The sequence below is a fragment of the Pantoea sp. 9140 genome, from assembly GCF_000745295.1.
GTDB classification, from domain to species: domain Bacteria; phylum Pseudomonadota; class Gammaproteobacteria; order Enterobacterales; family Enterobacteriaceae; genus Pantoea; species Pantoea vagans.
On record NZ_JQNO01000001.1, the window covers coordinates 823,379 to 847,220 of the forward strand.

Sequence of the window (23,842 nt, forward strand, 5' to 3'; positions counted from 1 at the left end):
ATAGAAGAGGTGTACTTATTTCACTTCTTCGCCTTTAGCCTGCATATCCGCATGATAGGAAGAGCGGACAAATGGACCGCACGCGGCATGCGTAAAGCCCATCGCCATCGCTTCTTCTTTCATCTCATCGAACTCAGCCGGGCTGACGTAGCGCTGAACCGGCAGATGGTGGCGACTCGGCTGCAGATACTGGCCCAGCGTCAGCATGGTGACGCCGTGGCGACGCAGATCGCGCATCACTTCCACGATTTCGGCGTTGGTTTCACCCAGGCCAACCATCAGACCCGATTTGGTCGGGATATGCGGATGCGCTTCTTTAAACCGCTCCAGCAGCTTCAGTGACCACTCGTAGTTCGCGCCCGGACGTACCTGACGGTAGACGCGCGGTACGTTTTCCAGGTTGTGGTTAAACACATCCGGAGGCGTCGCGGTGAGAATCTCCAGCGCGCGATCCATACGGCCACGGAAGTCCGGCACCAGTGTTTCAATTTTGATGGTGGGATTTTTTTCGCGAATCGCGCTGATGCAGTCGGCAAAGTGCTGCGCGCCGCCATCACGTAAATCATCACGGTCAACCGAGGTGATGACCACGTAGCGCAGGCCCATATCGGCAATCGTCTGCGCCAGTTTCGTGGGTTCATTAGCATCCGGTGCATTAGGACGGCCATGCGCCACATCGCAGAACGGACAACGACGGGTACAGATTGCGCCCAGGATCATAAAGGTGGCGGTGCCATGGTTAAAGCATTCGGCAAGGTTAGGGCAGGACGCCTCTTCACAGACCGAGTGCAGCCCGTTTTTGCGCATCGCAGCTTTGATACCCTGAATACGACTGGAGTCGGCTGGCAGCTTGATTTTCATCCATTCCGGCTTACGCAACATCTCCTGCCGTTCAACAGCCACGGTTTTCACCGGGATCAGCGCCATTTTGTCTGCGTCACGATATTTGACGCCGCGTTCCATCTGAATTGGTTTACTCATAAATCAGCAGGTTCCGGTCGGATTGCGATTTGAAAGCGTTCCCAATCAAACCGGGAAGGGGGCTTTCAACTTTATTTGAAAAAAGTGCAAAAATTATATCATCTCATCGTCTGGGAAGCAGCCACCGTCAGCGCTGAAAAGTTACATATTTGTAAATTCGCATTCTGCGTTAAGGCTTAACAGGAAGATCGCCTGCTATCCATTCAACATTTTCATAACCTGCCAGCCGCGCAAAGGCGCTGACCAGCGGAGCGCGTACCTGCTCTGTGGTCACCTCTGGCTGGAAATGTTTTAACTGGGTCATGCTCATGCCAGCGTAACCACAGGGATTAATGCGCAGGAAAGGCGACAGATCCATGGCCACATTCAGCGCCAGACCGTGAAACGAGCAGCCTTTGCGAATGCGTAATCCCAGCGAGCAGATTTTCTCTTCCCCGACATAGACGCCGGGTGCATCTGCGCGGGCGCGGGCGCTGACGCCGAATTCTGCCAGCGTAGCGATCACCGTCTCTTCAAGAAAAGTCACCAGCTGGCGCACGCCGAGCTTACGGCGTTTTATATCGATCAGGACATACATGACCTGTTGTCCCGGCCCGTGATAGGTGACCTGACCGCCACGATCGCTCTGCACCACCGGAATATCACCGGGCATCAGCAGATGTTCTGCTTTTCCCGCCTGACCCTGCGTAAAGACCGGAGGATGTTCGACCAGCCAGATTTCGTCACGACTCTGGTCATCGCGCTGGTCAGTATAGTGGTGCATGGCGTCAGAGACGGATTGCCAGTCGCACAGACCGGACTGGCGGACAAAGAGGGTTTCAACTGACAAAACGATAGCCCGCTAAAGGAAAAAACGCTGAGGATAACGTCGGCAAACCGTCAGGCTGTGGCGCCTTGCCGACCCGTAAATTACAGTACCATCCGCACAATTTCGATCTGGCCCAGCTCTTCGTACAGACGTTCGACCTGCTCGATGTGGGTGGCGTTGATAGTGATGTTTACGGAGTGATAGTTGCCTTTGCTGCTCGGCTTAACTTCAGGGCTATAGTCGCCGGGCGCATGACGTTGCACCACTTCAACCACTTGATCAACCAGCTCCGGTTGCGCCAGACCCATTACTTTATAGGTAAACGGGGTAGGAAATTCGAGCAGCTCATTCAGTTTGGTTTTCATATTTACTCCGGTGCATAAAAAACAGGCTCCCGCCTGAGCGGGAGCATCATAATATCTGGTAATGGGGACGAAGGGGCGATTTTTCAATCACCCTTTACGCTTAACCGAACCAGTGATGGAACATCAGTTTGATGTAATCCACGATACGGCCAAAGAAACCACCCTCAGAGATCTCGTTCAGCACCACCAGCGGACGCTGTTCGATCGTCTTGCCATCCAGCTGGAAGTTGATGCTGCCGACAACCTGGTTTTTCTTCAGTGGGGCGTGCAGTTCTGTGTTGGTCAGCACATAGCTGGCTTTAAGATCTTTCATACGGCCACGCGGAATGGTCAGGTAAGCATCTTTTTCCACGCCCAGTTGTACACGGTCATTATCACCAAACCAGACCGGCTCAGAGGCGAACTCTTTACCCGCTTTCAGTGGCGCAACGGTTTCAAAGAAACGGAAGCCCCAGGTGAGCAGTTTCTTGCTCTCAGTTTCACGACCTTTGAAGGTATGACCGCCCATGACCGCAGAGATCAGGCGCATCTGGCCTTCGGTCGCTGACGCCACCAGGTTGTAACCGGCTGAGTTAGTATGACCGGTTTTGATCCCATCTACGTTCAGGTTGGTGTCCCACAGCAGACCGTTGCGGTTCATCTGGCGGATATTGTTGAACGTGAACTCTTTCTCTTTATAAACAGCATACTCTTCCGGCACGTCACGGATCAGCGCCTGGCCAATCAGCGCCATGTCGCGCGCGGAACTGTACTGACCTTCAGCGTCCAGACCATGGACAGTCCCGAAGTGAGTATTCTGCAGGCCAATCGCTTTAACGTAGTTGTTCATCAGATTAACGAAAGCATCCTGGCTGCCGGCGACATAGTCAGCCATCGCAACACAGGCGTCATTACCGGACTGCAGCACAATTCCACGGGTCAGCTGAGAAACCGGTACGCGGTCGCCTGGCTTCAGGAACATCAGCGAGGAGCCTTTGAACACCGGGTTTCCGGTCGCCCAGGCATCCGGACCGACGGTGACCATATCGTCCTGATGAATTTTGCCCGCTTTCACGGCCTGTCCAATGACATAGCTGGTCATCATCTTGGTCAGACTGGCAGGATCGCGGCGTGCATCGGCGTTTTTCTCTGCCAGCACTTTGCCCGAGTTGTAGTCGATAAGGACATACGCTTCGGCATCAATGTCCGGCACGCCCGGAATCATGGTCTTGAGATTGACGTCATCAGCAATAGCAGCATGGCTGAGAGAGAAAGCGATCAGTGATCCCACTGTCAGGCGTTTCAGCAAACGAGATGATTTCAGCGTGTTCATGTGTAGGACTACAACATCCGTGAGTTTGAGGTTAAAAATGTCACTCATCATACCCAATGCCAGTGAGTCTGGCACCGGGCGTGATGATTGGGTTGTTAGCAGACGTAACGTGTCGCTGTCTGATAAACCGATCAGCGACGCGTGTTAGTAATAAATGAGGCGGTCTGGCCTTCACTGCTCAGGCGCTGTTGTAGCGCAGCCGCTTCGGCGCGTGAGCTGTAGCCGCCGAGCTGAACGCGATAAACGTTGTTGCCCGCGTCTTCGACCTTGCCGGGCACACCGTAACGCTGGCTCAGGCTTTTCATCATCTGCTGAGCACGCGCCGGGTCATTTAGTGCACCGACCTGTACGACATATCCGGCTGCGGCACCACTGCTGGCTGCCGGCGCGGCGCTGGCGACTGCAGGAGCAGCACTGCTGGCGGCTGGTGCGGAACTGGCAGGCGCGGCGGCGGGTGGTTCACTGCCTTCCAGCACGCCGTTCGCTAATGGCTGAGGTGCGCCAAGAAAGCCGCTGCTCTGTACCGGCGCGCCCATGTTGTCACCGCCCTGCAGCGTGCTGTTGCTGATGGCTTCCACGTTTTGAGCAGGCGGTTCAGCGTTTGCGGCGTTGCCGCCATTCATCACCGTACCACCACTCAGGTCCGGGCGGGCAGGCAGCGAGTAGCTCTGTTTGGCGACCACAGTACCAATGGTGCCCGGGCCTGAGAGCGTACCGTCGGGAGCCACCTTGATATAGTCGACCCGCACCCGAGAATTATTGGAGATGTTCAGACGGTCACCGGCTGCCCGCGACAGGTCGATGATGCGTCCTGGCGTGTAGGGGCCGCGATCGTTAACGCGCACCACAATCTGACGGCCGTTCGCGATATTGGTCACGCGCACATAGCTCGGCAGCGGCAGAGTAGGGTGGGCGGCCGTCAGCGCATCGGGATCGTAGGCTTCGCCGGTAGCGGTGCGGTTGCCCTGTGCCTCTTCGCCGTACCAGGTGGCCAGGCCGACCTCGCTGTAGTTCGACGGATCTTTGATGATGCGATAATTTTTGCCATTAACGCTGTAATCCTGGCTGGTGCCCGGATTAACTGGCTCATAACGAGGCTCAACGCCTGGAATCTCTACGACCGGTCCATTGTAAGCCGGTTGCGGCGGCGCCGTATTTTGGGGTTCGGGCGTGGTACAGGCCGCCAGAACCAGTGATGCCAGTGCAACGCCAAGCCATTCCTTACGCATCTGCAGCCTCTTAGACACTTTTAGATAACATTTTTCGGTGAGTGTGGATCGACATCACAATGCCGAATCCCGCCATAAGCACGATAAGCGCGGAGCCGCCGTAACTGACGAGCGGCAGCGGCACGCCAACTACCGGTAAGATACCACTAACCATGCCAATGTTAACGAAAACATAAACGAATAAAATCAGCATTAAACCGCCCGCCATGACCCGGCCAAACGTGGTCTGCGCGCGGGCTGCGACAACCAGTCCCCGCATGATCAGCAGCAGATAAAGGGTCAGCAGCAGCAGTACGCCAACCAGACCCAGCTCTTCGGCCAGAACCGCGAAGATAAAGTCGGTATGACGCTCCGGCAAAAATTCCAGCTGAGACTGGGTGCCCTGCAGCCAGCCTTTGCCGCGCAGTCCGCCTGAACCGATGGCGATTTTCGACTGGATGATGTGATAACCGGCACCCAGCGGATCTGTTTCCGGGTCGAGCAGCATCATAACGCGGTCACGCTGATAGTCGTGCATCAGGAAGAACCACAGAATCGGGATAAAAGCCGCGACCAGCAGAACGGCAACGCCAATCAGTTTCCAGCTCATTCCCGAAAGGAACAGGACAAACAAACCGGAAGCGGCAACCAGAATCGAGGTGCCGAGATCGGGCTGCGCGGCGACCAGCAGGGTCGGCACGAAAATCAGCAGCAGCGCAATGCCGGTGTTTTTCAGGGTTGGCGGACAGACATCGCGGTTAATAAAGCGCGCCACCATCAGCGGCACCGCGATTTTGGCAATCTCCGAGGGCTGAAAGCGAACAAAGCCGAGATCGAGCCAGCGCTGCGCCCCTTTACTGATCTGCCCGAAGGCATCGACCGCCACCAGCAGAATGACGCAGACAATATAGAGATAGGGTGCCCAGCCCTCATAAACGCGCGGCGGCACCTGCGCCAGCACAATCATAATCACCAGTCCCATCGCGATCTGACCGAGTTTACGCTCCATCATGCCGGGATCCTGACCACTGGCACTCCAGATCACCACGGCGCTGTAGGTCAGCAGGCCGAGAATGATCAGCATAAACAGCGGATCGATGTGGATGCGCATCCAGATCGATCGTTTCTGCGGACTATCTTGCATCGACATGTTTATTCACCTTCATAACCGGGCGGCACAGGGGCGGCGTCCGGCAGAACTGTATTGTTATCACCCAACATAATGTGATCCAGAATCTGGCGCATGACGGTGCCGACAGCCGGACCGGCGCCACCGTTTTCCAGGATAATGGTCACTGCGACCCGAGGCTTGTCATAAGGGGCAAACGCGGTCATTAATTTATGGTCGCGTAAACGTTCAGCAATTCTGTGGGCGTTATAGGTTTCGTTCTCTTTCAGGCCAAAGACCTGCGCCGTACCGGACTTAGCGGCAATTTTATAAGGCGCATCAGCAAAGCTTTTGTGTGCAGTACCGTTGGGGCGATTCGCCACGCCATACATGCCATCTTTGGCGATTTCCCAGTAGCCGGAATGAATATCACCGATCGGGGCTTCTGGCGGCTGGCGATAGGGCACAAGGGTCCGGCCTTCGCGGGTGGCGCGCAGCATATGCGGCACCTTGACGACGCCGTCGTTGATCAGAATCATCATCGCTTTGTTCATCTGCAGCGGGGTTGCCGTCCAGTAACCCTGGCCGATCCCCACCGGAATGGTGTCGCCCTGATACCACGGCTTTTTAAAGCGTTTCATTTTCCAGTCGCGGGTTGGCATGTTACCGGCGCTCTCCTGCGGTAAGTCGATGCCGGTCCGGCTGCCATAGCCAAATTTATTCATCCACTCTGACAGTCGGTCGATGCCCATGTCATAAGCGACCTGATAGAAGAAGGTATCGGCAGACTCCTCCAGCGCTTTGGTGACGTTAAGACGACCGTGCCCCCACTTTTTCCAGTCGCGGAAGCGCTTCTCTGAACCAGGAAGCTGCCACCAGCCCGGATCGAACAGGCTGGTGTTGCGGTTAATCACGCCCGCACTCATCGCAGAGACCGCCACATAAGGTTTCACTGTTGAAGCCGGTGGGTAAGCTGCCTGAATCGCACGGTTATAGAGTGGGCGATTTTCATCTTCCAGCAGGCCGCGATAATCCTTACTGGAAATGCCGTCGACAAACAGGTTGGCATCGTAACTGGGTGTGGAGACCATGGCGAGAATTTCGCCGGTGCGCGGATCGCTGACGACAACAGCGGCGCGACTGCCCGCCAACAGGGTCTCGACATACTGCTGCAGTTTGAGATCGATAGTCAGATAGATATCACGGCCAGCCTGAGGTGACTCCTCATGCAGCTGGCGAATAACCCGGCCCCGGTTGTTAACCTCAACCTCTTCAAAGCCGGTTTTGCCGTGCAGCAGACTCTCGTAATACGCTTCAATGCCCAGCTTGCCGATGTCGTGCGTGGCGGCGTAGTTCGGCCATATGCCTTCTTTATCGAGGCGTGCAACGTCACGATCGTTGATTTTTGAAACGTAGCCGACCACATGCGTCAGCGTGGCACCGTAGGGGTAGTAGCGGCGCTGATAACCTTTAACTTCCACGCCGGGAAAGCGGTACTGATTGACCGCAAAGCGTGCCACCTGAACTTCATTCAGACCGGTTTTAACCGGAATGGAGGTAAAGCGACGTGAGCGTTTACGCTCTTTCTGGAAGTTTTCGAGGTCTTCGTCCGTCAGCTCAAGAACCGGGCGTAAGTTTTCCAGCGTCTGCTGCAGGTTATCAACTTTCTCCGGCACCAGTTCTGCCTGATAGATGGTGCGGTTCAGTGCCAGCGGCGTGCCGGTGCGATCGTAGATAATGCCGCGGCTGGGCGCGACGGGTACCAGTTTAATGCGGTTCTGGTTGGAGCGGGTGCTGTAATCATCAAAGCGAAGAATCTGCAGATGGTAAAGGTTAACTACCAGTACTGAAGAGAGCAGTAAGATACCGACGAAGGCGATGAACGCCCGACGGACAAAGAGTTTCTGTTCGGCGCTGTAATCGCGAAAGGCGTTGCTTTGTAATTTCATCCGCTACTTGTCATGTCTGATGTGGGCTGATCGGTCATTCACGATGATAAGGATGATTAGTCGTTATACTCCAGGCCCGGTACAGACTTTCGGCCACCAGCACGCGCACCAGCGGATGAGGCAACGTCAATGCTGACAGTGACCAGCTCTGCTCTGCCGCCGCTTTGCAGGCGGGAGCCAGGCCTTCAGGCCCGCCAATCAGCAGGCTGACATCGCGACCATCCAGCTTCCAGCGTTCAAGCTGCTGCGCCAGCTGCGGGGTTTCCCACGGTTGGCCAGGAATATCCAGCGTGACAATGCGATTGCCTTTGCCGACCGCCGCCAACATCGCTTCACCCTCTTTTTCAAGGATGCGTTTGATATCAGCATTTTTGCCGCGTTTACCTGCGGTGACTTCGGTCAGCTCAAACGGCATATCTTTCGGGAAGCGGCGCAGATATTCCATGAAACCGGTCTGCACCCAGTCGGGCATTTTTGTGCCGACGGCAACAAGTTGCAGTTTCACCGATTAGCCCCAGAGTTTTTCCAGCTCATACAGCTGGCGACTCTCTTCCTGCATCACATGTACGATGACATCACCCAGATCAACCACAACCCAGTCTGCCGCGCCTTTGCCTTCAATGCCTAATGGCATCAGGCCCGCTAAACGGGATTCCTGCTCAACGTGTTCTGCGATCGAAGTCACATGACGCGTGGAGGTGCCGGTGCAGATGATCATGAAATCGGTGATGCTGGATTTGCCCTGAACGTCGATGGTGACAATGTCCTGGCCTTTGAGATCATCAATCTTATCAATAACGAACTCTTGGAGTGCTTTACCTTGCAAAAGGTTCCCCTTGGAATCTGGTGGTATCGGGCTGGCTGTAGGCCCGGAGAGTGCAGCCAAAATTTAAGCGGCGCAGTATAGCATGCCCGGATCAGTCGCGATATAAGCCTTCGCGGTCGATATAGTCGATAACCGCCGCGGGCAACAGGTCGTCGCAGGGCTGGTTCTGATGGCGACGGCGACGGATTTCAGTCGCCGAAATGTCATAGAGCGGGGTTTCCGCCAGCCAGATATGGCCTGCGGGCTGCTGATGCAGCTGCCGGATATCCTGAGCAAGGTGTTGTTCGAGCCACTGCTGCATCTCCGGCGCGTCAAACCGGGTCGGATAGCCGGGGCGCTGGCACACCAGCAGATGGCAGAGTGACAGCAGATCCTGCCAGCGATGCCATTTCGCTAAGCTCAGCAGGGAATCCTGACCAATAATAAAGCCCAGCGGCTGTTCTGCACCGCGTTCGGCGCGCCAGGCTTCCAGGGTAGTTACGGTCCAGGAGGGGGTGTCGCGCTCCAGCTCACGGGTATCAATCTCAAACAGCGGTAAGCCGCGGATCGCACAACGCAGCATTGCCACCCGCTGGGCAGCACTGGCTTCCGGTTGCGGACGATGTGGAGGCACATTGTTGGGCAGCAGCGTCACACGCTGCAGGCCAGTCTGCTGAGCCAGCGCTTCGACCGGACGCAGATGACCAAAATGAATCGGGTCGAAGGTGCCACCAAACAGCGCGTGTAACTCAGACATGGGCAAAACTCGTCGGAAAAGCACGACTGCTGAGCAGCAGCGTCAGGGTCTGTAACTGTGGCCACACCGGCTGCCCATAGTCCTGTTTCAGGGTGATCTCAATCTGGCTCAGCAGATGAATGGCGCGTTGCAGACGCGTGGCGTCCAGGCGTTGCAGTGCGTCGGTGAACAGCGCGCGGCGGTTCTGCCAGATCCGCTGCTGATCCATCAGCGTACGCAGCGGCTGCTGCGACTGGTGGCGCTGCAGATGCAGCAGTGTCAGCAAATCGCGCTGCAGCGTACGCAACAGAATCACGACCTCGCTCTCTTCTTTCTCCAGCTGATGCAGGATATGCAGCGCGCGACGGCTCTTACCCGCCAGCAGAGCATCCACCCAGTGGAAGGGGGTAAAGTGTGCGGCATCACTGACTGCCTCTTCAACACGGGGTAGGGTCAGCTTGCCGTCAGGCCACTGCAGCGAGAGACGCTCCAGCGCCTGGGCCAGCGCCAGCAGATTACCTTCATAGCAGTAACACAACAGCTGCACAGCTGCGTCATCGACCGAGAGTTTCAGCGCCTTAGCGCGATTCACGACCCAGCGCGGCAGTTGCGCCTGTTCAGGCGTCTGGCAGGGCACTAAAACTGCAGAGGCGGACAACGCTTTAAACCAGGCGCTGTTTTCCTGCGCTTTGGTCAGCTTTGGCATCCGGCAGATCAGCAGAATATCGGCGTGCAGCAGCTGCGACAGCTTAACCAGCTGCTCGGCCATTGCGGCGTTGGGGCCATTCTCGGGGAATTGCAGCGTCATGGTCTGACGCTGCGCAAACAGACTCAGTGACTGACAGCTGACAAACAGGCTCTCCCAGTCGGTCTGGGCGTCCAGCGTAAAACTAAAATGTTCTTCAAATCCCTGTGCGGTTGCGGCGGCACGGATGGCATCCGCACTCTCCTGCAAAAGCAGCGGTTCGTTTCCGGCTAACAAATAACAGGCGCGCAGCCCCTCACGGAGTTGCGCGCTGAGTTGCTCAGGGTAAATCCTGATCATTGCAGGCTGGTAGCAGAGGAAGACGGTGCTTCCTGTGAACCCTGACCCGGAACCGGAATCACTGACGCCGGTAAGGTCTCTTTGTTGTTGATCTGTGCAGCATGCACGGTCAGCAGTTTACGTACCAGCTGTTCGGCAGCACGCTGACGCATCTCCTGCGTAATCAGATCCTGCTCGGCATCTTTCGCCAGCGCAGCATTCGGGTTATCGAAGAATGAACGATAAACCGTGGTGCTGATTGGGTAGATTCCTTTGCCCGGCAACAGGACCTGCGCCGTAAGGGTCATGACCAGCTGATACTCAGCAGAGGTGCCGCTGATAAAGACCGATGCGGTGTTACGTCCTGATACCTCAGGACCCAGACGCAGCGTCGGAATATCGGTGCGGTTCTGTTTGTTGTCTTCAACGATGGTGACATCGTTGATACGCAGTTGCTGACGCACGGTACGCGCCAGCGGTCCATACGGATCGCCGGTTGAAACAATCAGGGTTTTCAGTTCGCTGGGCACCTGCGTGGTGCCGCGCGGATGAAAACCACAGCCAGCGGTGATCACCACCGCCAGCATGACAAACAGCCTGATAATCGGATGTCGCACAGTTCCTCCTGAACTTAACCTACGACCAGGTTAAGCAGTTTGCCCGGTACATAAATGACTTTACGGATAGTCACGCCGTCCAGATACTTCGCCACCAGATGCTCCTGCGCAGCGCGTGCCTGAACCTGTTCCTGTGTTGCATCGGCGGGTACGGTAATTTTGCCACGCACTTTACCGTTCACCTGCACCACGACCAGCAGTGAATCTTCAACCATAGCGGCTTCATCAGCCACCGGCCAGCTCGCTTCGTCGATGGTACCTTCGCCACCCAGCGTCTGCCACAGAACATAGCAGGCGTGCGGGGTAAACGGATAGAGCAGACGGACGATAGCCAGCAGCGCTTCCTGCATCAGAGCGCGATCCTGCTCGCCTTCATGCGGCGCACGCGCCAGTTTGTTCATCAGCTCCATAATCGCTGCAATGGCGGTGTTGAAGGTCTGACGACGGCCAATATCATCCGCCACTTTGGCGATGGTTTTGTGCAGGTCGCGACGCAGCGATTTCTGCTCGTCATTCAGGCTCTTCACATCCAGCGCCACGGTCGCACCCTGTGAGGTGTGCTCGTAGACCAGCTTCCAGACACGCTTCAGGAAGCGGTTAGCCCCTTCAACGCCCGACTCCTGCCACTCCAGCGTCATATCTGCCGGTGAAGCAAACATCATGAACAGACGTACGGTATCCGCGCCATAACGCTCAACCATCAGCTGTGGGTCGATGCCGTTGTTTTTCGACTTCGACATTTTACTCATGCCCGCGTAGATCACTTCGCGGCCTTGCGTATCCACCGCTTTCACTATGCGGCCTTTCTCGTCACGCTCAACCTCAACGTCAACCGGTGAAACCCAGTTACGCTCGCCGTTGTTACCGAGGTAGTAGAAGGCGTCAGCCAGCACCATGCCCTGGCACAGCAGACGTTTGGCTGGTTCATCAGAGTTCACCAGGCCCGCGTCACGCAGCAGCTTGTGGAAGAAGCGGAAATACATCAGGTGCATGATGGCGTGTTCAATACCACCCACATACTGATCGACCGGCAGCCAGTAGTTTGCCGCGGCCGGATCCAGCATGCCTTCTTTGTAGCTGGCGCAGGTATAGCGCGCGTAGTACCAGGAGGACTCCATGAAGGTGTCAAAGGTGTCAGTTTCACGCAGAGCAGGCTGGCCGTTCACCGTGGTTTTCGCCCACTCCGGATCGGCTTTGATCGGGCTGGTAATGCCATCCATCACCACATCTTCCGGCAGGATCACCGGCAACTGGTCTTCAGGTGTCGGCATTACGGTGCCATCTTCCAGCGTGACCATTGGGATTGGTGCGCCCCAGTAGCGCTGACGGGAAACACCCCAGTCGCGCAGACGGTAGTTCACTTTACGCACGCCCACGCCTTTTGCCGCCAGAGAATCCGCAATGGCGGTAAACCCTGCGGCGTGATCCAGACCGTTGAACTCACCTGAGTTAAACAGCGCGCCTTTGTCGGTCATTGCCGCGGCGCTGACGTCAGGAATAGAGCCATCCAGGTTGAGTACCACTGGCTTGATCGCCAGATCGTATTTAGTGGCAAACTCCCAGTCGCGCTGGTCATGCGCCGGGACCGCCATGACAGCGCCGGTGCCATATTCCATCAGCACGAAGTTAGCGACCCAGACCGGGAGAAGCTCACCGGTGAGCGGATGAATAACAGACAGGCCGGTCGCCATGCCTTTCTTCTCCATGGTCGCCATATCGGCTTCGGCCACTTTGGTGTTGCGGCATTCAGCGATAAAGTCAGCCAGTGCCGGATTGTTCACCGACGCCTGGGTTGCCAGCGGATGACCCGCCGCAACGGCGACATAGGTTGCGCCGATAAAGGTATCCGGGCGGGTGGTGTAGACGGTGACTTTCTCTTCGCTGTCAGCAACGTCGAACGTGATTTCGACGCCTTCAGAACGGCCAATCCAGTTACGCTGCATGGTTTTGACCTGCTCAGGCCACTCTTCCAGCGTATCCAGGTCGTTCAGCAGCTCTTCCGCATAATCGGTGATTTTGATAAACCACTGCGGGATCTCTTTGCGCTCAACTTTGGTGTCGCAGCGCCAGCAGCAGCCATCGATCACCTGCTCGTTCGCCAGCACCGTCTGATCGTTCGGGCACCAGTTCACGGCGGAAGTTTTTTTATAGACCAGGCCTTTCTCATACAGTTTAGTGAAGAACCACTGTTCCCAGCGATAGTACTCTGGCTGGCAGGTCGCCAGTTCACGACTCCAGTCATAGCCAAAGCCCAGCAGTTTAAGCTGGTTTTTCATGTAGGCGATATTGTCGTATGTCCAGGGAGCCGGTGCGGTGTTGTTTTTGACCGCAGCGCCTTCCGCAGGCAGGCCGAAAGCATCCCAGCCAATCGGCTGTAGTACGTTTTTGCCGAGCATACGCTGATAACGCGCGATTACGTCGCCGATGGTGTAGTTACGAACGTGGCCCATATGCAGGCGGCCAGAAGGATAGGGCAACATGGAGAGGCAATAGTATTTCTCTTTACCTTCCTGCTCAGTCACTTTAAACGTTTCGTTTTCATCCCAGTGTTGCTGCACACGGGATTCAATCTCTTCCGGGCGGTATTGCTCTTGCATGGCTGCCTGTGGTCCTTTATGAATAACATTTTTCGGGCTCTGTGATCCGCATAGCATACCCATAAGGCCGCGTATCAACAACACTTCCCACTTTTGCTGGCACGATTTCTGCTGAAAGCGTCAGCCTCTTCACCCTTTTGTAATTCACTGTACAGACGACACGGCAAAAGCCGCATTGCGACTAAACTTAATTCAGCGAGGGTCTGCATAAAGGAGAATAAAATGAATAAAGTAGCTCAGGAATATCGCGAGTCGTTAGCCGTACTGACCGAACGTCTCCGTCAGGGCGATCGTAACCTTGATGAGCTGATTGCCGGTCGACGCAGCCAGTTACGGGTGCGCGATGACATGACGGAAAAAGAGATTGATCAGGCGCTGAGCTCGGTGCGCCGTGATTTGGGCGAGTTTGCACGCAGTTATACCGATGTGGAAGAGCCGCTGGCGGATTCACTGTTTATGCGCATTATTCGTGAGAGCGTCTGGAAAGAGCTGGCGGATATCACCGATAAAAGTCAGCTGGAGTGGCGCGAAGTCTTCCAGGATCTGCATCATCACGGTGTGTATCAGAGCGGTGAAGTGGTGGGGCTGGGCAATCTGGTGTGTGAGAAGTGTCAGTTTACCCGGGCGATCTACACGCCGGAAACCCTGTCGCGCTGTCCGGAATGCGGCAACGACCAGTTTCAGCGTCAGCCTTTTGAACCCTGATAACAACATGTATGCGGGCCACTCAGGTGACCCGCATAGGTTATTTAGTGCAGAATTTTAGCGAGGAAATCTTTCGCACGGTCAGACTGTGGGTTATTAAAGAAGTCATCTTTATTGGTGTCTTCGATAATTTTCCCTTCATCCATGAAGATCACGCGATTCGCCACTTTACGGGCGAAGCCCATCTCGTGTGTTACCACCATCATCGTCATCCCCTCCTGCGCCAGCTCAACCATCACATCCAGCACTTCGTTGATCATTTCCGGGTCCAGCGCCGAGGTCGGTTCATCAAACAGCATCGCGATAGGATCCATGCAGAGCGCACGTGCAATTGCCACGCGCTGCTGCTGACCGCCGGAGAGCTGGCCAGGAAACTTCTCGGCATGCGCTGACAGTCCCACACGCTTCAGCAGTTTTAGCCCTTTATCTCGGGCCGCTGCTTTGTCACGCTTCAGCACTTTTACCTGCGCCAGCACCAGATTGTTGATAATGCTCAGATGCGGGAACAGCTCGAAGTGCTGAAACACCATACCGACCTGACTGCGAAGCTGTGCAAGGTTGGTTTTTTTGTTGTTCACCTCGGTGCCGTTGACCGCAATCACGCCCTGCTGAACAGGCTCAAGTCCGTTCACCGTTTTGATCAGCGTCGATTTACCGGAGCCGGACGGCCCGCAGACCACCACTACCTCACCGGTTTTGACCTCGGTTGAGCAGTCGGTCAGCACCTGAAAGTGACCATACCACTTAGAAACATTTTTCAGGCTAATCATTTAAACCGTCCTTTTTCTTTTCAGATAGCTGACCAACAGCGATGCGCTCAGGCTGATAACGAAGTAGACCAGACCTGCAAACAGAACCATTTCAACCTGGGTGCCGTCGCGCTCACCAATGGTGGACGCGGTACGGAAGAAGTCCGCCAGGCTTAAGACATAGACCAGCGAGGTATCCTGGAACAGCACGATACCCTGAGTCAGTAACAGCGGAACCATGGCGCGGAACGCCTGCGGCAGGATGATCAGTCGCATTGCCTGCCACTGTGTCATACCCAGCGCCAGCGCGGCGTTGCCCTGTCCACGTGAAATACTGATGATGCCGGCACGAATGATTTCTGAGTAGTAGGCCGCTTCAAACAGCGAAAAGGCGACCATGGCGGAAATCAGCCGGATATCGGTTTTCGGCGACAGGCCCAGCACCTGCTGCAGGAAACTCGGCACCACCAGATAGAACCACAGCAGCACCATCACCAGCGGCACCGAGCGGAACAGGTTGACGTAGATTTTGGCGAACCAACTGACGGGCTTAAAGCTCGACAGACGCATCACCGCCAGCAGGGTGCCCCACAGAATGCCGAAGACCACGGCGGTAATGGTGATCTTGAAGGTAATCACTAAGCCGTTAAGCAGATAGGGCAGGCTGGGTGTAATCGAACTCCAGTCAAAATCGTACATTACTTGCCTCCCGCATTGCCTGGCAGCCGAACTTTGCGCTCGACCAGACTCATCAACAACATAATCACCAGGTTAATCGCGACGTAGGCCAGCGTAATGGCGGTAAAGGATTCATAGGCGTGAGCAGAATAGTCGAGCAGTTTGCCCGCCTGTGCCGCCATATCGACCAGACCAATGGTGGAGGCGATAGCGGAGTTCTTCACCAGGTTCAGCATTTCCGAGGTCATCGGCGGCACAATCACGCGATACGCATTCGGCAGCAGGACATAGCGATAGGTCTGCGGCAGCGTTAATCCCATCGCCAGACCGGCATTTTTCTGTCCTGCCGGCAGTGACTGAATGGCTGCGCGCACCTGCTCGCAGACGCGGGCGGCGGTAAACAGGCCAAGACAGATCATTGAAGAGAGGAAGAACTGAATGTTGGGGTCCAGCTCAGACTTAAACCACATGCCAAGCTTTTCGCCCACCAGTTCGGGCGCGACCAGATACCAGAAGAAGAACTGGACGATCAGCGGGATATTACGAAACAGTTCCACATAGCAGGTGCCAATGGTCGACAGCAGGCGATTCGGCACGGTGCGCAGAATGCCGAAAAATGAACCCACGCAGAAGGCGATAATCCAGGCGCAGCAGGAGACGGCTATCGTCACCTGAAAACCGGACCACAGCCAGCCGAGGTAGGTCGTGTTACCGAACGGGGCCTGTTCGAGGAATATGCCCCAGTTCCAATCGATACCCATAACGAGCTCCGGAAAAAAAGGGTAGCTAAGCTACCCTGAAGATTGATGAACGGCGTTTTATTGCCTGACTCAGGGGAACGACCCGGGTCAGTCAGTCTGTCCATGCCGCGGTTTCAGCAATCGAGAGGGCAGCCAGGCCGCCCTTGTTATACCCGCCGTCTTTCAGGCTGCATTTTGTTGGCGATGTTCACGCATCCAAATGCCTTACCTGAGTAAGGTCACCGGGATGCATTCTCCTGCCGACTCAATGCAACCTGAGATCCATTGGGTATTTTTTTGTTAATTCATTGCTTTGTCATTTGGCGTTTTGAACAGGGCTTTCATGTCATCAGAGAGTTCAAAATTCATGTTCAGATTCTTTGGTGGAATCGGCTGTTTGAACCAGGTATCGAACCATTTTTCTGCCTGACCTGAGGTCTGGGCTTTAGCAATGGTTTCATCGACCAGCGCTTTAAACTGCGGATCATCTTTACGCAGCATGCAGCCATAGGCCTCTTTTGACTGTGGCGTACCTAAGATTTCCCAGTTATCCGGCTTTTTGGCTTTGGCGCGTTCGCCGGCCAGCAGAGCATCATCCATCATGAAAGCCACGGCACGGCCGGTTTCCAGCGTACGGAAAGAGTCGCCGTGATCTTTGGCGCTGATGATGCGCATATCCAGTTTCTGTTCGTCGTTGAGTTTATGCAGCAGCACTTCAGAGGTGGTTCCTGAAGTCACGACCACGGTTTTGCCTTTCAGATCGGCGAAGTCTTTGATCGGACCATCTTTTTTAACCAGCAGACGGGTGCCGATGACAAAAATAGTGTCAGAGAACGCGGCCTGTTTCTGGCGCTCAAGGTTGTTGGTAGTGGAGCCACACTCATAATCGTAGGTGCCGTTTTGCAGCAGCGGAATACGGTTTTGTGAGGTGATCGGGATCATTTTGACCTGCAGGTCCGGCTTGTTCAGCTTCGCTTTAATGGCTTCCACAATGGCGTTTGAGTAAGCCTGTGAATAGCCGACGACTTTTTGCTGGTTGTCATAGTAAGAAAAGGGAACTGATGATTCGCGATGCCCGACCACAATGACGCCATTGTCATTGATCTTCTTCAGGGTGCCGCTGAGATCTTCCGCCTGGGCCGCTCCCGCCGCTGCGCTGATCAGCAGAAGAGATAATGCCACTTTGCGTAGTTGCATGTTCCAACTCCTTCGTATGAAAAAGGCCCAGGCTATTACCTGTGCTGATTATGATGTTGTGTCTGTTATTTGCTGCGTTTCTGCTCATTCTGCGGATTAAATGGGCGCAGAAGAGCCACTAACATAGCGGATTGTTAACGCAATGAAACAAAAAAGTTTCTTTTTTGCGAGGCGATCCGCACCAAAAAAAGGCAAATATCTTACTCTGCGCGTTAGCGGTGCAGCAGAGGCGACTGTTTTGGTGCAACCTGCCAGGCGTCGGCGCCTGCAATCCGCCTGTCGGCGAAAAACAGTGAAACATTCTGCAATCATCGTGCCAGAAAGCGGTGCAGGGCGAGAAAGGCAGCAGAGTATGTGGTCAGGGGAGTGAGATATACCGGGGAGGCAGTAAAGAAAAAAGGCGAAGCCTGCGCTTCGCCTTTAAGGATCGGATAGGTTACCGGCGTCGACGCAGAAGAGCTATCAACGCCGCCAGCAGCGTCAGTGACCAGACTGGCCAGATGCCCGCCCGCGCATACGGGGTTTCACCCTGCGTCGGCGTGACCTTGCTGGTCAGCACATCGCGGGTAAACTGCGGCAGCATCGCCTCCACATCACCACTGGCATTGACCACCGCCGTCACGCCGTTGTTGGTGCTGCGCAACAGCGGACGTCCCAGCTCCAGCGCCCGCATTCTCGCCATCTGGAAGTGCTGCCATGGGCCGATTGAGTGACCAAACCAGGCATCGTTCGAAACGGTCAGCAGGAAATTAGTGTCGGGATGGAAGTTAGCCCGCACCTGTTCACCGAGCACAATCTCATAACAGATGGCGCTCGTCAGGTTATAGCCCGCCACGCTGAGTTGCGGCTGGAGATAGTTGCCACGGCTGAAGGCTGACATCGGCAGATCGAAGAACGGGGCCAGCGGACGCAGCAGATCGGCCAGCGGCACAAATTCGCCAAACGGCACCAGATGATTCTTCTGGTAACGATTGCCGCTGAAGTAGTTGTACGGCGTTTTGCCGCCAAGCACGATCACGGTGTTGTAGTCGTGATAACGATTCTGCTCCAGCCGGGAGTCAACGATGCCGGTGACCAGCGAACTGCCGCGTTCACGCAGTTCATCATCCAGCGAACGCAGGAACGGCTGCTGATTGCTTTCCAGATCGGTAATTGCCGACTCTGGCCAGATAATAATCGGCGCCTTACCCATCAGCGGCTGACTCAGACCGTTATAGATGCGCAGGGTCGTGAGCAGTTGCTGAGGATCCCACTTCATCGACTGCGGGATATTTCCCTGCACCAGCGCCACTTCTACGGCACGCTCCGGCATTGGCTGAACCCACTGGATGTAGCGCAGCGGCCACGGCAGGGCCAGCAGCAGCAACGCCGCCACCAGACTTCTGACGTTGCGCTGCTGCAGGGCATAAGCCAGCAGGCCAGCAATGACCATCAGCAGGAAGGTCAGGGTCTCTACACCCGCCAGCGGGGCCAGGCCTTTTAACGGACCGTCGATCTGGCTGTAACCAAACTGCAGCCACGGAAAGCCGGTCAGCACCCAGCCGCGCAGGAACTCGGTCATCTGCCACAATGCCGGTGCAGCCAGTGCCAGCCGCCACAGCGTCGTGCGCGGCCAGATGCGATTCAGTACACCGGCAAACAGCGCCGGGTAGATCGACAGATACGCCGCCAGCAGCGCCACAATAAAGACATTAACCGGGCCAGGCATACCGCCAAAGGTGGCGACACTGACGTAAACCCAGTTGATGCCGCTGCCGAACAGACCTAAACCCCAGACAAAGCCGATCGCGGTGGCCTGTGGGCTGGAGCGGTTCAGGGTGAGCAGTTGTAAGCCGCACAGCGACAGCAGTGCGGCGGGCCAGAAATCGTAAGGAGAAAAGGCGAGGGTGCCAACCGCACCCGTTATTAAAGCCAGCAGCAGGCGAACCCGCTGGCGCGGGTAGAGTGAGGCTAAAGCCATAGACTTATTCGTCTTCCAGTTGGGGTTGTGGCGAATTTTCCGGAATAGTCACGTGAACCTGGATGATGCGGCGGCTGTCAGCCATCGCCACCTTGAACTGGTAACCCTCAATCTCGATGCTTTCACCGCGTGCGGGCAGATGGCCGAAGCCCTGCATGACCAGACCACCAATGGTGTCGACTTCATCATCACTGAACTGTGTGCCAAATACCTCATTGAAATCTTCAATGGCGGTCAGTGCGCGCACCGTGAAGGTGTGACGGTTGAGCTGACGGATATCACGATCTTCTTCATCGTCATACTCATCTTCAATCTCACCCACGATCAGCTCAAGAATATCTTCAATGGTCACCAGACCGGAGACACCACCAAACTCATCAATAACAATCGCCATGTGGTAACGCTGTGAGCGGAACTCTTTCAGCATCCGGTCAACACGCTTACTTTCAGGCACCACCACCGCAGGACGCAGCACTTTCTCAATGCTGAACGGCTCTGACTCACTGCTCATAAACGGCAGCAGATCTTTCGCCATCAGAATCCCTTCCACATGATCTTTGTCTTCGCTGATCACAGGGAAGCGGGAATGCGCGGAGTCGATAATGACATCCAGACACTCTTCGAGGCTCTGATTACGTTTCAGGGTGATCATTTGCGAACGCGGGATCATGATGTCACGCACGCGCTGCTCCGCAATATCCAGTACCCCTTCGAGCATGTCGCGGGTGTCCTGGTCAATCAGCTCTTTGTTGTTCGAGTCGCGGATCAGCTCCAGGAGCTCATCACGGTTTTTTGGTTCACCGTGAAAGAGTTGATTGATCAACAGGGAGAAAAATCCCTTTTTACTACTGGGTGCATCGCTGTTTTGAGAATGGTCGTCGCTCATGGCGGTTTTTAAAGATCTCTCTGGTGAGGAATAGGTGCTGTCAGCAAACCGTGCTGACAGCCGGATTGCCTGAATTCAGGATTCAGGCGTCTTCTTTCTCCGAAATGTACGGATCAGGATACCCAAGAGCAAGCATTATCTCGGTCTCCAGTCCTTCCATCTCGTCAGCTTCGTCGTCTTCAATATGGTCGTAACCCAGCAGGTGGAGCGTACCGTGTACCACCATGTGTGCCCAGTGGGCTTCAACGCTTTTTCCCTGTTCTGCGGCTTCCTGCTCAACCACCTGACGGCAGATGATCAGATCGCCCAGCAGCGGCAGCTCAATGCCCGGCGGCGCTTCAAACGGGAAGGAGAGGACGTTGGTTGGCTTGTCTTTGCCACGATAAGTCAGATTAAGCTCATGACTTTCCGCTTCATCAACCAGACGTACTGTGACTTCGCTTTCGGGCTGGAAAGGGGTCACAGCCGCTGAAAGCCAGCGGTGAAACTGGCCTTCATCAGGCAGATCAGCGGTGTTATCACAGGCGACCTGCAGGTCGAGAATCACCTCGCTCATTTGCTCTCCTGCGTGGCGCTCTGTGCTGCCAGCGCTTCACGTTTACGCTCTTCTGCCTGCTGGTCACGGCGGGTCTGATCGGCGGCTTCCCAGGCTTCATAAGCGGTGACAATGCGGGCAACGACCGGATGGCGCACCACATCTTCGCTGTGGAAGAAGTTAAAGCTGATCTCTTCCACGTCCGCCAGCACCTCGATAGCATGACGCAGGCCCGACTTGACGTGACGGGGCAGGTCGATCTGGGTGACGTCGCCGGTTATGACCGCTTTGGAGTTAAAGCCGATGCGCGTCAGAAACATCTTCATCTGCTCGATGGTGGTGTTCTGGCTTTCATCAAGAATGATGAACGCATCGTTCAGGGTTCGACCGCGCATATAGGCCAGCGGGGCAACTTCAATAACGTTGCGCTCCATCAGCTTTTCAACGCGCTCGAAGCCGAGCATTTCAAACAGCGCATCGTAGAGCGGACGCAGATAAGGGTCGACTTTCTGGCTCAGGTCGCCCGGCAGGAAGCCGAGCTTTTCACCCGCTTCGACGGCAGGGCGGGTCAGCATGATGCGGCGAATCTCCTGACGTTCCAGCGCATCCACGGCCGCAGCCACCGCCAGATAGGTTTTACCGGTACCGGCCGGGCCAACACCAAAGGTAATGTCGTGGTCAAGTACATTCGCGATGTACTGGGCCTGATTTGGCGTGCGCGGTTTGATCACACCACGCTTGGTCTTAATGTTGACCGCTTTACCGTACTCTGGCACGCTTTCAGCGGTTTGCTCCAGTACCCGGCTCTCTTTGATCGCCAGGTGAATCTGGTCAGGCTCGATATCCGGGATCTCACCACGCATTGGCGCGGTATCGACATACAGGGTCTTCAGAATATCTGCGGCGGCATTGACGCAAAGTGGACGTCCCACTAGCTTAAAGACGTTGTCGCGACGATTGATTTCAATGCCCAGACGACGCTCAAGCTGTTTCACATTATCGTCGAAAGGCCCGCACAGGCTCATCAGACGACGGTTATCAGCCGGTTCAAGGGCGATTTCACGAGTTTCGATATTCAAACGAATCCTTTGGGTCACTCAGGGCCAGTTATGGGATGTGTCTGACGCACCGTTGGGCTTAACCGGATGCACCATAACGAAATTATTTATGCCGTAACGCCTGTGCGCAAGCTTAAGGAGAGATATTTGGGCGACACTTTCAGAAACCAAGTGTCGCGGCGTGAAATTGGCGGCAACGCAATGCGCGCTGCCGCTCAATATAGCAGGTATCACGGCTGGAACAGACTCACGCCGATTTCGTTTTCTTTGCGGGTACGGGCAATCACGGATGCCGGGCTTTGCGCCATGCGCAGGCCCATCTCTTCTTCAGTACGCACCAGCTTGCCGCGCAGCGAGTTGGTGTAGACATCGACAATTTCAACATCTACAAAGCGGCCAATCATCTCAGGCGTGCCTTCAAAGTTGACCACACGGTTATTTTCGGTGCGGCCAGAGACTTCCATGACGTTCTTGCGGGAGATGCCTTCCACCAGAATACGCTGCACGGTGCCGAGCATGCGGCGACTGATCGCCTGCGCCTGCTGGTTAATGCGGTCCTGCAGGATCCACAGACGCTGCTTTTTCTCCTCTTCGCTGACATCATCCGGCAGGTCAGCGGCGGGTGTGCCGGGACGGGCAGAGTAGATAAAGCTGAAGCTGACGTCGAAATTGATGTCGGCGATGAGCTTCATGGTCTGTTCGAAATCCTGCTGGGTTTCACCGGGGAAGCCAATGATAAAGTCGGAGCTGATCTCAATGTCCGGGCGCGCCGCGCGCAGCTTGCGGATAATCGCCTTATACTCCAGCGCGGTATGCGCGCGCTTCATCAGTGTCAGAATACGGTCTGCGCCACTCTGAACCGGCAGATGCAGGAAACTCACCAGCTCCGGGGTGTCGCGATAGACATCAATGATGTCATCGGTGAACTCAATTGGGTGGCTGGTGGTGAAACGAATGCGGTCGATGCCGTCGATGGCGGCGACCAGGCGCAGCAGCTCAGCGAAGGTACAGATCTCACCATCAAAGGTGGCACCACGGTAAGCGTTAACGTTCTGACCCAGCAGGTTAACTTCACGCACGCCCTGCGCCGCCAGCTGGGCGATCTCCAGCAGAATGTCATCGCTGGGACGGCTCACTTCCTCACCACGGGTGTAAGGCACCACGCAGAAAGTACAATATTTGTTGCAGCCTTCCATAATGGAGACAAAGGCTGTCGGGCCTTCTGCACGCGGTTCCGGCAGGCGGTCAAATTTCTCAATTTCCGGGAAGCTGATGTCGACTACCGGGCTTTTGGTGCCGCGCACGGTGTTGATCATCTCCGGCAGGCGGTGCAGTGTCTGCGGACCAAACACAATATCTACGCAGGGCGCACGCTGACGAATATGATCGCCTTCCTGCGACGCCACACAGCCACCCACGCCGATAATCACATCCGGGTTGCGCTCTTTGAGTTTTCTCCAGCGTCCCAGCAGATGAAACACCTTCTCCTGCGCTTTCTCACGAATGGAGCAGGTGTTAAGCAGCAGAATATCCGCCTCTTCAGGGACCTCGGTCAGCGTATAGCCGTGCGTACTGTTCAGCAGATCAGACATCTTGGATGAATCATACTCATTCATCTGACATCCCCAGGTTTTGATATGCAGTTTTTTTTTCATCGCGCTAGCCATTGATTCAGTGCAGTGAAGTGAGGGGCGCGTATTGTAATGCTTTGATGCTGTGGTGACCAGCCTGAGGGCTTTTCTGCCAGCCATCGGGTTTTCCGGTACACTTTGCTCTATTCAGACCCGCGATGCGCAGGCTGGCGGGAATAAGAGAGGGAGTTAA

At 55.5% G+C, this 23,842-nt stretch carries 23 protein-coding genes; 1 reads left to right on the top strand and 22 read right to left on the bottom strand.

Annotation, left to right across the window (positions count from 1 at the left end):
- Positions 1 to 15 precede the first annotated feature (15 nt).
- The 13 genes from lipA to leuS all read right to left on the bottom strand — a co-directional run bounded on the left by lipA (position 16) and on the right by leuS (position 13,510).
- A complete protein-coding gene (gene lipA / locus FA92_RS03875; RefSeq protein WP_033782302.1) occupies positions 16 to 981 on the bottom strand; it encodes a lipoyl synthase in 966 nt (321 codons plus the stop codon).
- A 169-nt stretch (positions 982 to 1,150) separates the two neighbouring features.
- Positions 1,151 to 1,810, bottom strand: coding sequence for a lipoyl(octanoyl) transferase LipB (lipB, locus tag FA92_RS03880; protein WP_033782303.1), 660 nt, complete (start codon positions 1,808 to 1,810; stop codon positions 1,151 to 1,153).
- A gap of 80 nt (positions 1,811 to 1,890) precedes the next feature.
- Complete coding sequence (gene ybeD, locus FA92_RS03885; protein ID WP_013357093.1) at positions 1,891 to 2,154, bottom strand: DUF493 family protein YbeD; 264 nt, start codon at positions 2,152 to 2,154, stop codon at positions 1,891 to 1,893.
- Positions 2,155 to 2,254: 100 nt separating this feature from the next.
- Positions 2,255 to 3,466: a D-alanyl-D-alanine carboxypeptidase DacA gene (dacA, locus tag FA92_RS03890; protein WP_033732040.1), complete on the bottom strand. Its 1,212-nt coding sequence runs from the start codon at positions 3,464 to 3,466 to the stop codon at positions 2,255 to 2,257.
- A 131-nt stretch (positions 3,467 to 3,597) separates the two neighbouring features.
- On the bottom strand, positions 3,598 to 4,695 hold the full coding sequence (gene rlpA, locus FA92_RS03895) for an endolytic peptidoglycan transglycosylase RlpA (RefSeq protein WP_033782305.1): 1,098 nt from the start codon (positions 4,693 to 4,695) through the stop codon (positions 3,598 to 3,600).
- Positions 4,696 to 4,705: 10 nt separating this feature from the next.
- A complete protein-coding gene (gene mrdB, locus FA92_RS03900; protein WP_033784531.1) occupies positions 4,706 to 5,818 on the bottom strand; it encodes a peptidoglycan glycosyltransferase MrdB in 1,113 nt (370 codons plus the stop codon).
- Between the two features lie 8 nt (positions 5,819 to 5,826).
- On the bottom strand, positions 5,827 to 7,731 hold the full coding sequence (gene mrdA, locus FA92_RS03905; protein WP_013357097.1) for a peptidoglycan DD-transpeptidase MrdA: 1,905 nt from the start codon (positions 7,729 to 7,731) through the stop codon (positions 5,827 to 5,829).
- A 34-nt stretch (positions 7,732 to 7,765) separates the two neighbouring features.
- Entirely contained in the window at positions 7,766 to 8,236 is a 471-nt protein-coding gene (rlmH, locus tag FA92_RS03910) for a 23S rRNA (pseudouridine(1915)-N(3))-methyltransferase RlmH (RefSeq protein ID WP_013357098.1), read from the bottom strand.
- A gap of 3 nt (positions 8,237 to 8,239) precedes the next feature.
- Complete coding sequence (gene rsfS / locus FA92_RS03915; RefSeq protein WP_013357099.1) at positions 8,240 to 8,557, bottom strand: ribosome silencing factor; 318 nt, start codon at positions 8,555 to 8,557, stop codon at positions 8,240 to 8,242.
- Between the two features lie 91 nt (positions 8,558 to 8,648).
- Positions 8,649 to 9,293 carry a nicotinate-nucleotide adenylyltransferase gene (nadD, locus tag FA92_RS03920; RefSeq protein WP_033782308.1) on the bottom strand — a complete coding sequence of 215 codons (645 nt, stop codon included), beginning with the start codon at positions 9,291 to 9,293 and terminating at the stop codon, positions 8,649 to 8,651.
- Positions 9,286 to 10,317 (bottom strand): DNA polymerase III subunit delta, encoded by a 1,032-nt coding sequence (gene holA / locus FA92_RS03925; protein ID WP_033782309.1) that lies wholly within the window; start codon positions 10,315 to 10,317, stop codon positions 9,286 to 9,288. The genes nadD and holA overlap by 8 nt, the downstream gene beginning before the upstream one ends.
- Positions 10,314 to 10,913, bottom strand: coding sequence for an LPS assembly lipoprotein LptE (lptE, locus tag FA92_RS03930; RefSeq protein ID WP_013357102.1), 600 nt, complete (start codon positions 10,911 to 10,913; stop codon positions 10,314 to 10,316). The genes holA and lptE overlap by 4 nt, the downstream gene beginning before the upstream one ends.
- 14 nt (positions 10,914 to 10,927) lie before the next feature.
- The gene (gene leuS / locus FA92_RS03935; RefSeq protein ID WP_033782311.1) at positions 10,928 to 13,510 is read right to left on the bottom strand and encodes a leucine--tRNA ligase; all 2,583 of its coding nucleotides are present in this window, start codon (positions 13,508 to 13,510) and stop codon (positions 10,928 to 10,930) included.
- A 222-nt stretch (positions 13,511 to 13,732) separates the two neighbouring features.
- Here leuS and FA92_RS03940 point away from each other — a divergent pair, with 222 nt between their 5' ends.
- Entirely contained in the window at positions 13,733 to 14,215 is a 483-nt protein-coding gene (locus tag FA92_RS03940) for a zinc ribbon-containing protein (RefSeq protein WP_013357104.1), read from the top strand.
- 44 nt (positions 14,216 to 14,259) lie between these two features.
- On the opposite strand, the gene FA92_RS03945 is transcribed toward FA92_RS03940, so the two are convergent.
- From FA92_RS03945 to miaB, 9 genes are all read right to left on the bottom strand, one after another.
- Positions 14,260 to 14,985, bottom strand: a complete 726-nt coding sequence (locus FA92_RS03945) for an amino acid ABC transporter ATP-binding protein (RefSeq protein ID WP_013357105.1) — start codon at positions 14,983 to 14,985, stop codon at positions 14,260 to 14,262.
- Positions 14,986 to 15,663 carry a glutamate/aspartate ABC transporter permease GltK gene (gene gltK / locus FA92_RS03950; RefSeq protein ID WP_013357106.1) on the bottom strand — a complete coding sequence of 226 codons (678 nt, stop codon included), beginning with the start codon at positions 15,661 to 15,663 and terminating at the stop codon, positions 14,986 to 14,988.
- On the bottom strand, positions 15,663 to 16,403 hold the full coding sequence (locus FA92_RS03955) for an amino acid ABC transporter permease (protein ID WP_013357107.1): 741 nt from the start codon (positions 16,401 to 16,403) through the stop codon (positions 15,663 to 15,665). The genes gltK and FA92_RS03955 overlap by 1 nt, the downstream gene beginning before the upstream one ends.
- Positions 16,404 to 16,682: 279 nt before the next feature.
- Complete coding sequence (locus FA92_RS03960; protein ID WP_033782313.1) at positions 16,683 to 17,579, bottom strand: amino acid ABC transporter substrate-binding protein; 897 nt, start codon at positions 17,577 to 17,579, stop codon at positions 16,683 to 16,685.
- 436 nt (positions 17,580 to 18,015) lie between these two features.
- The gene (gene lnt / locus FA92_RS03965; RefSeq protein WP_033782314.1) at positions 18,016 to 19,539 is read right to left on the bottom strand and encodes an apolipoprotein N-acyltransferase; all 1,524 of its coding nucleotides are present in this window, start codon (positions 19,537 to 19,539) and stop codon (positions 18,016 to 18,018) included.
- Positions 19,540 to 19,543: 4 nt separating this feature from the next.
- Complete coding sequence (gene corC / locus FA92_RS03970) at positions 19,544 to 20,425, bottom strand: CNNM family magnesium/cobalt transport protein CorC (protein ID WP_013357111.1); 882 nt, start codon at positions 20,423 to 20,425, stop codon at positions 19,544 to 19,546.
- 82 nt (positions 20,426 to 20,507) lie between these two features.
- Positions 20,508 to 20,981 (bottom strand): rRNA maturation RNase YbeY, encoded by a 474-nt coding sequence (gene ybeY, locus FA92_RS03975; protein WP_013357112.1) that lies wholly within the window; start codon positions 20,979 to 20,981, stop codon positions 20,508 to 20,510.
- Positions 20,978 to 22,039: a PhoH family protein gene (locus FA92_RS03980; protein ID WP_013357113.1), complete on the bottom strand. Its 1,062-nt coding sequence runs from the start codon at positions 22,037 to 22,039 to the stop codon at positions 20,978 to 20,980. The genes ybeY and FA92_RS03980 overlap by 4 nt, the downstream gene beginning before the upstream one ends.
- Positions 22,040 to 22,248: 209 nt before the next feature.
- A complete protein-coding gene (miaB, locus tag FA92_RS03985; RefSeq protein ID WP_033782315.1) occupies positions 22,249 to 23,673 on the bottom strand; it encodes a tRNA (N6-isopentenyl adenosine(37)-C2)-methylthiotransferase MiaB in 1,425 nt (474 codons plus the stop codon).
- Between the last annotated feature and the right edge of the window lie 169 nt (positions 23,674 to 23,842).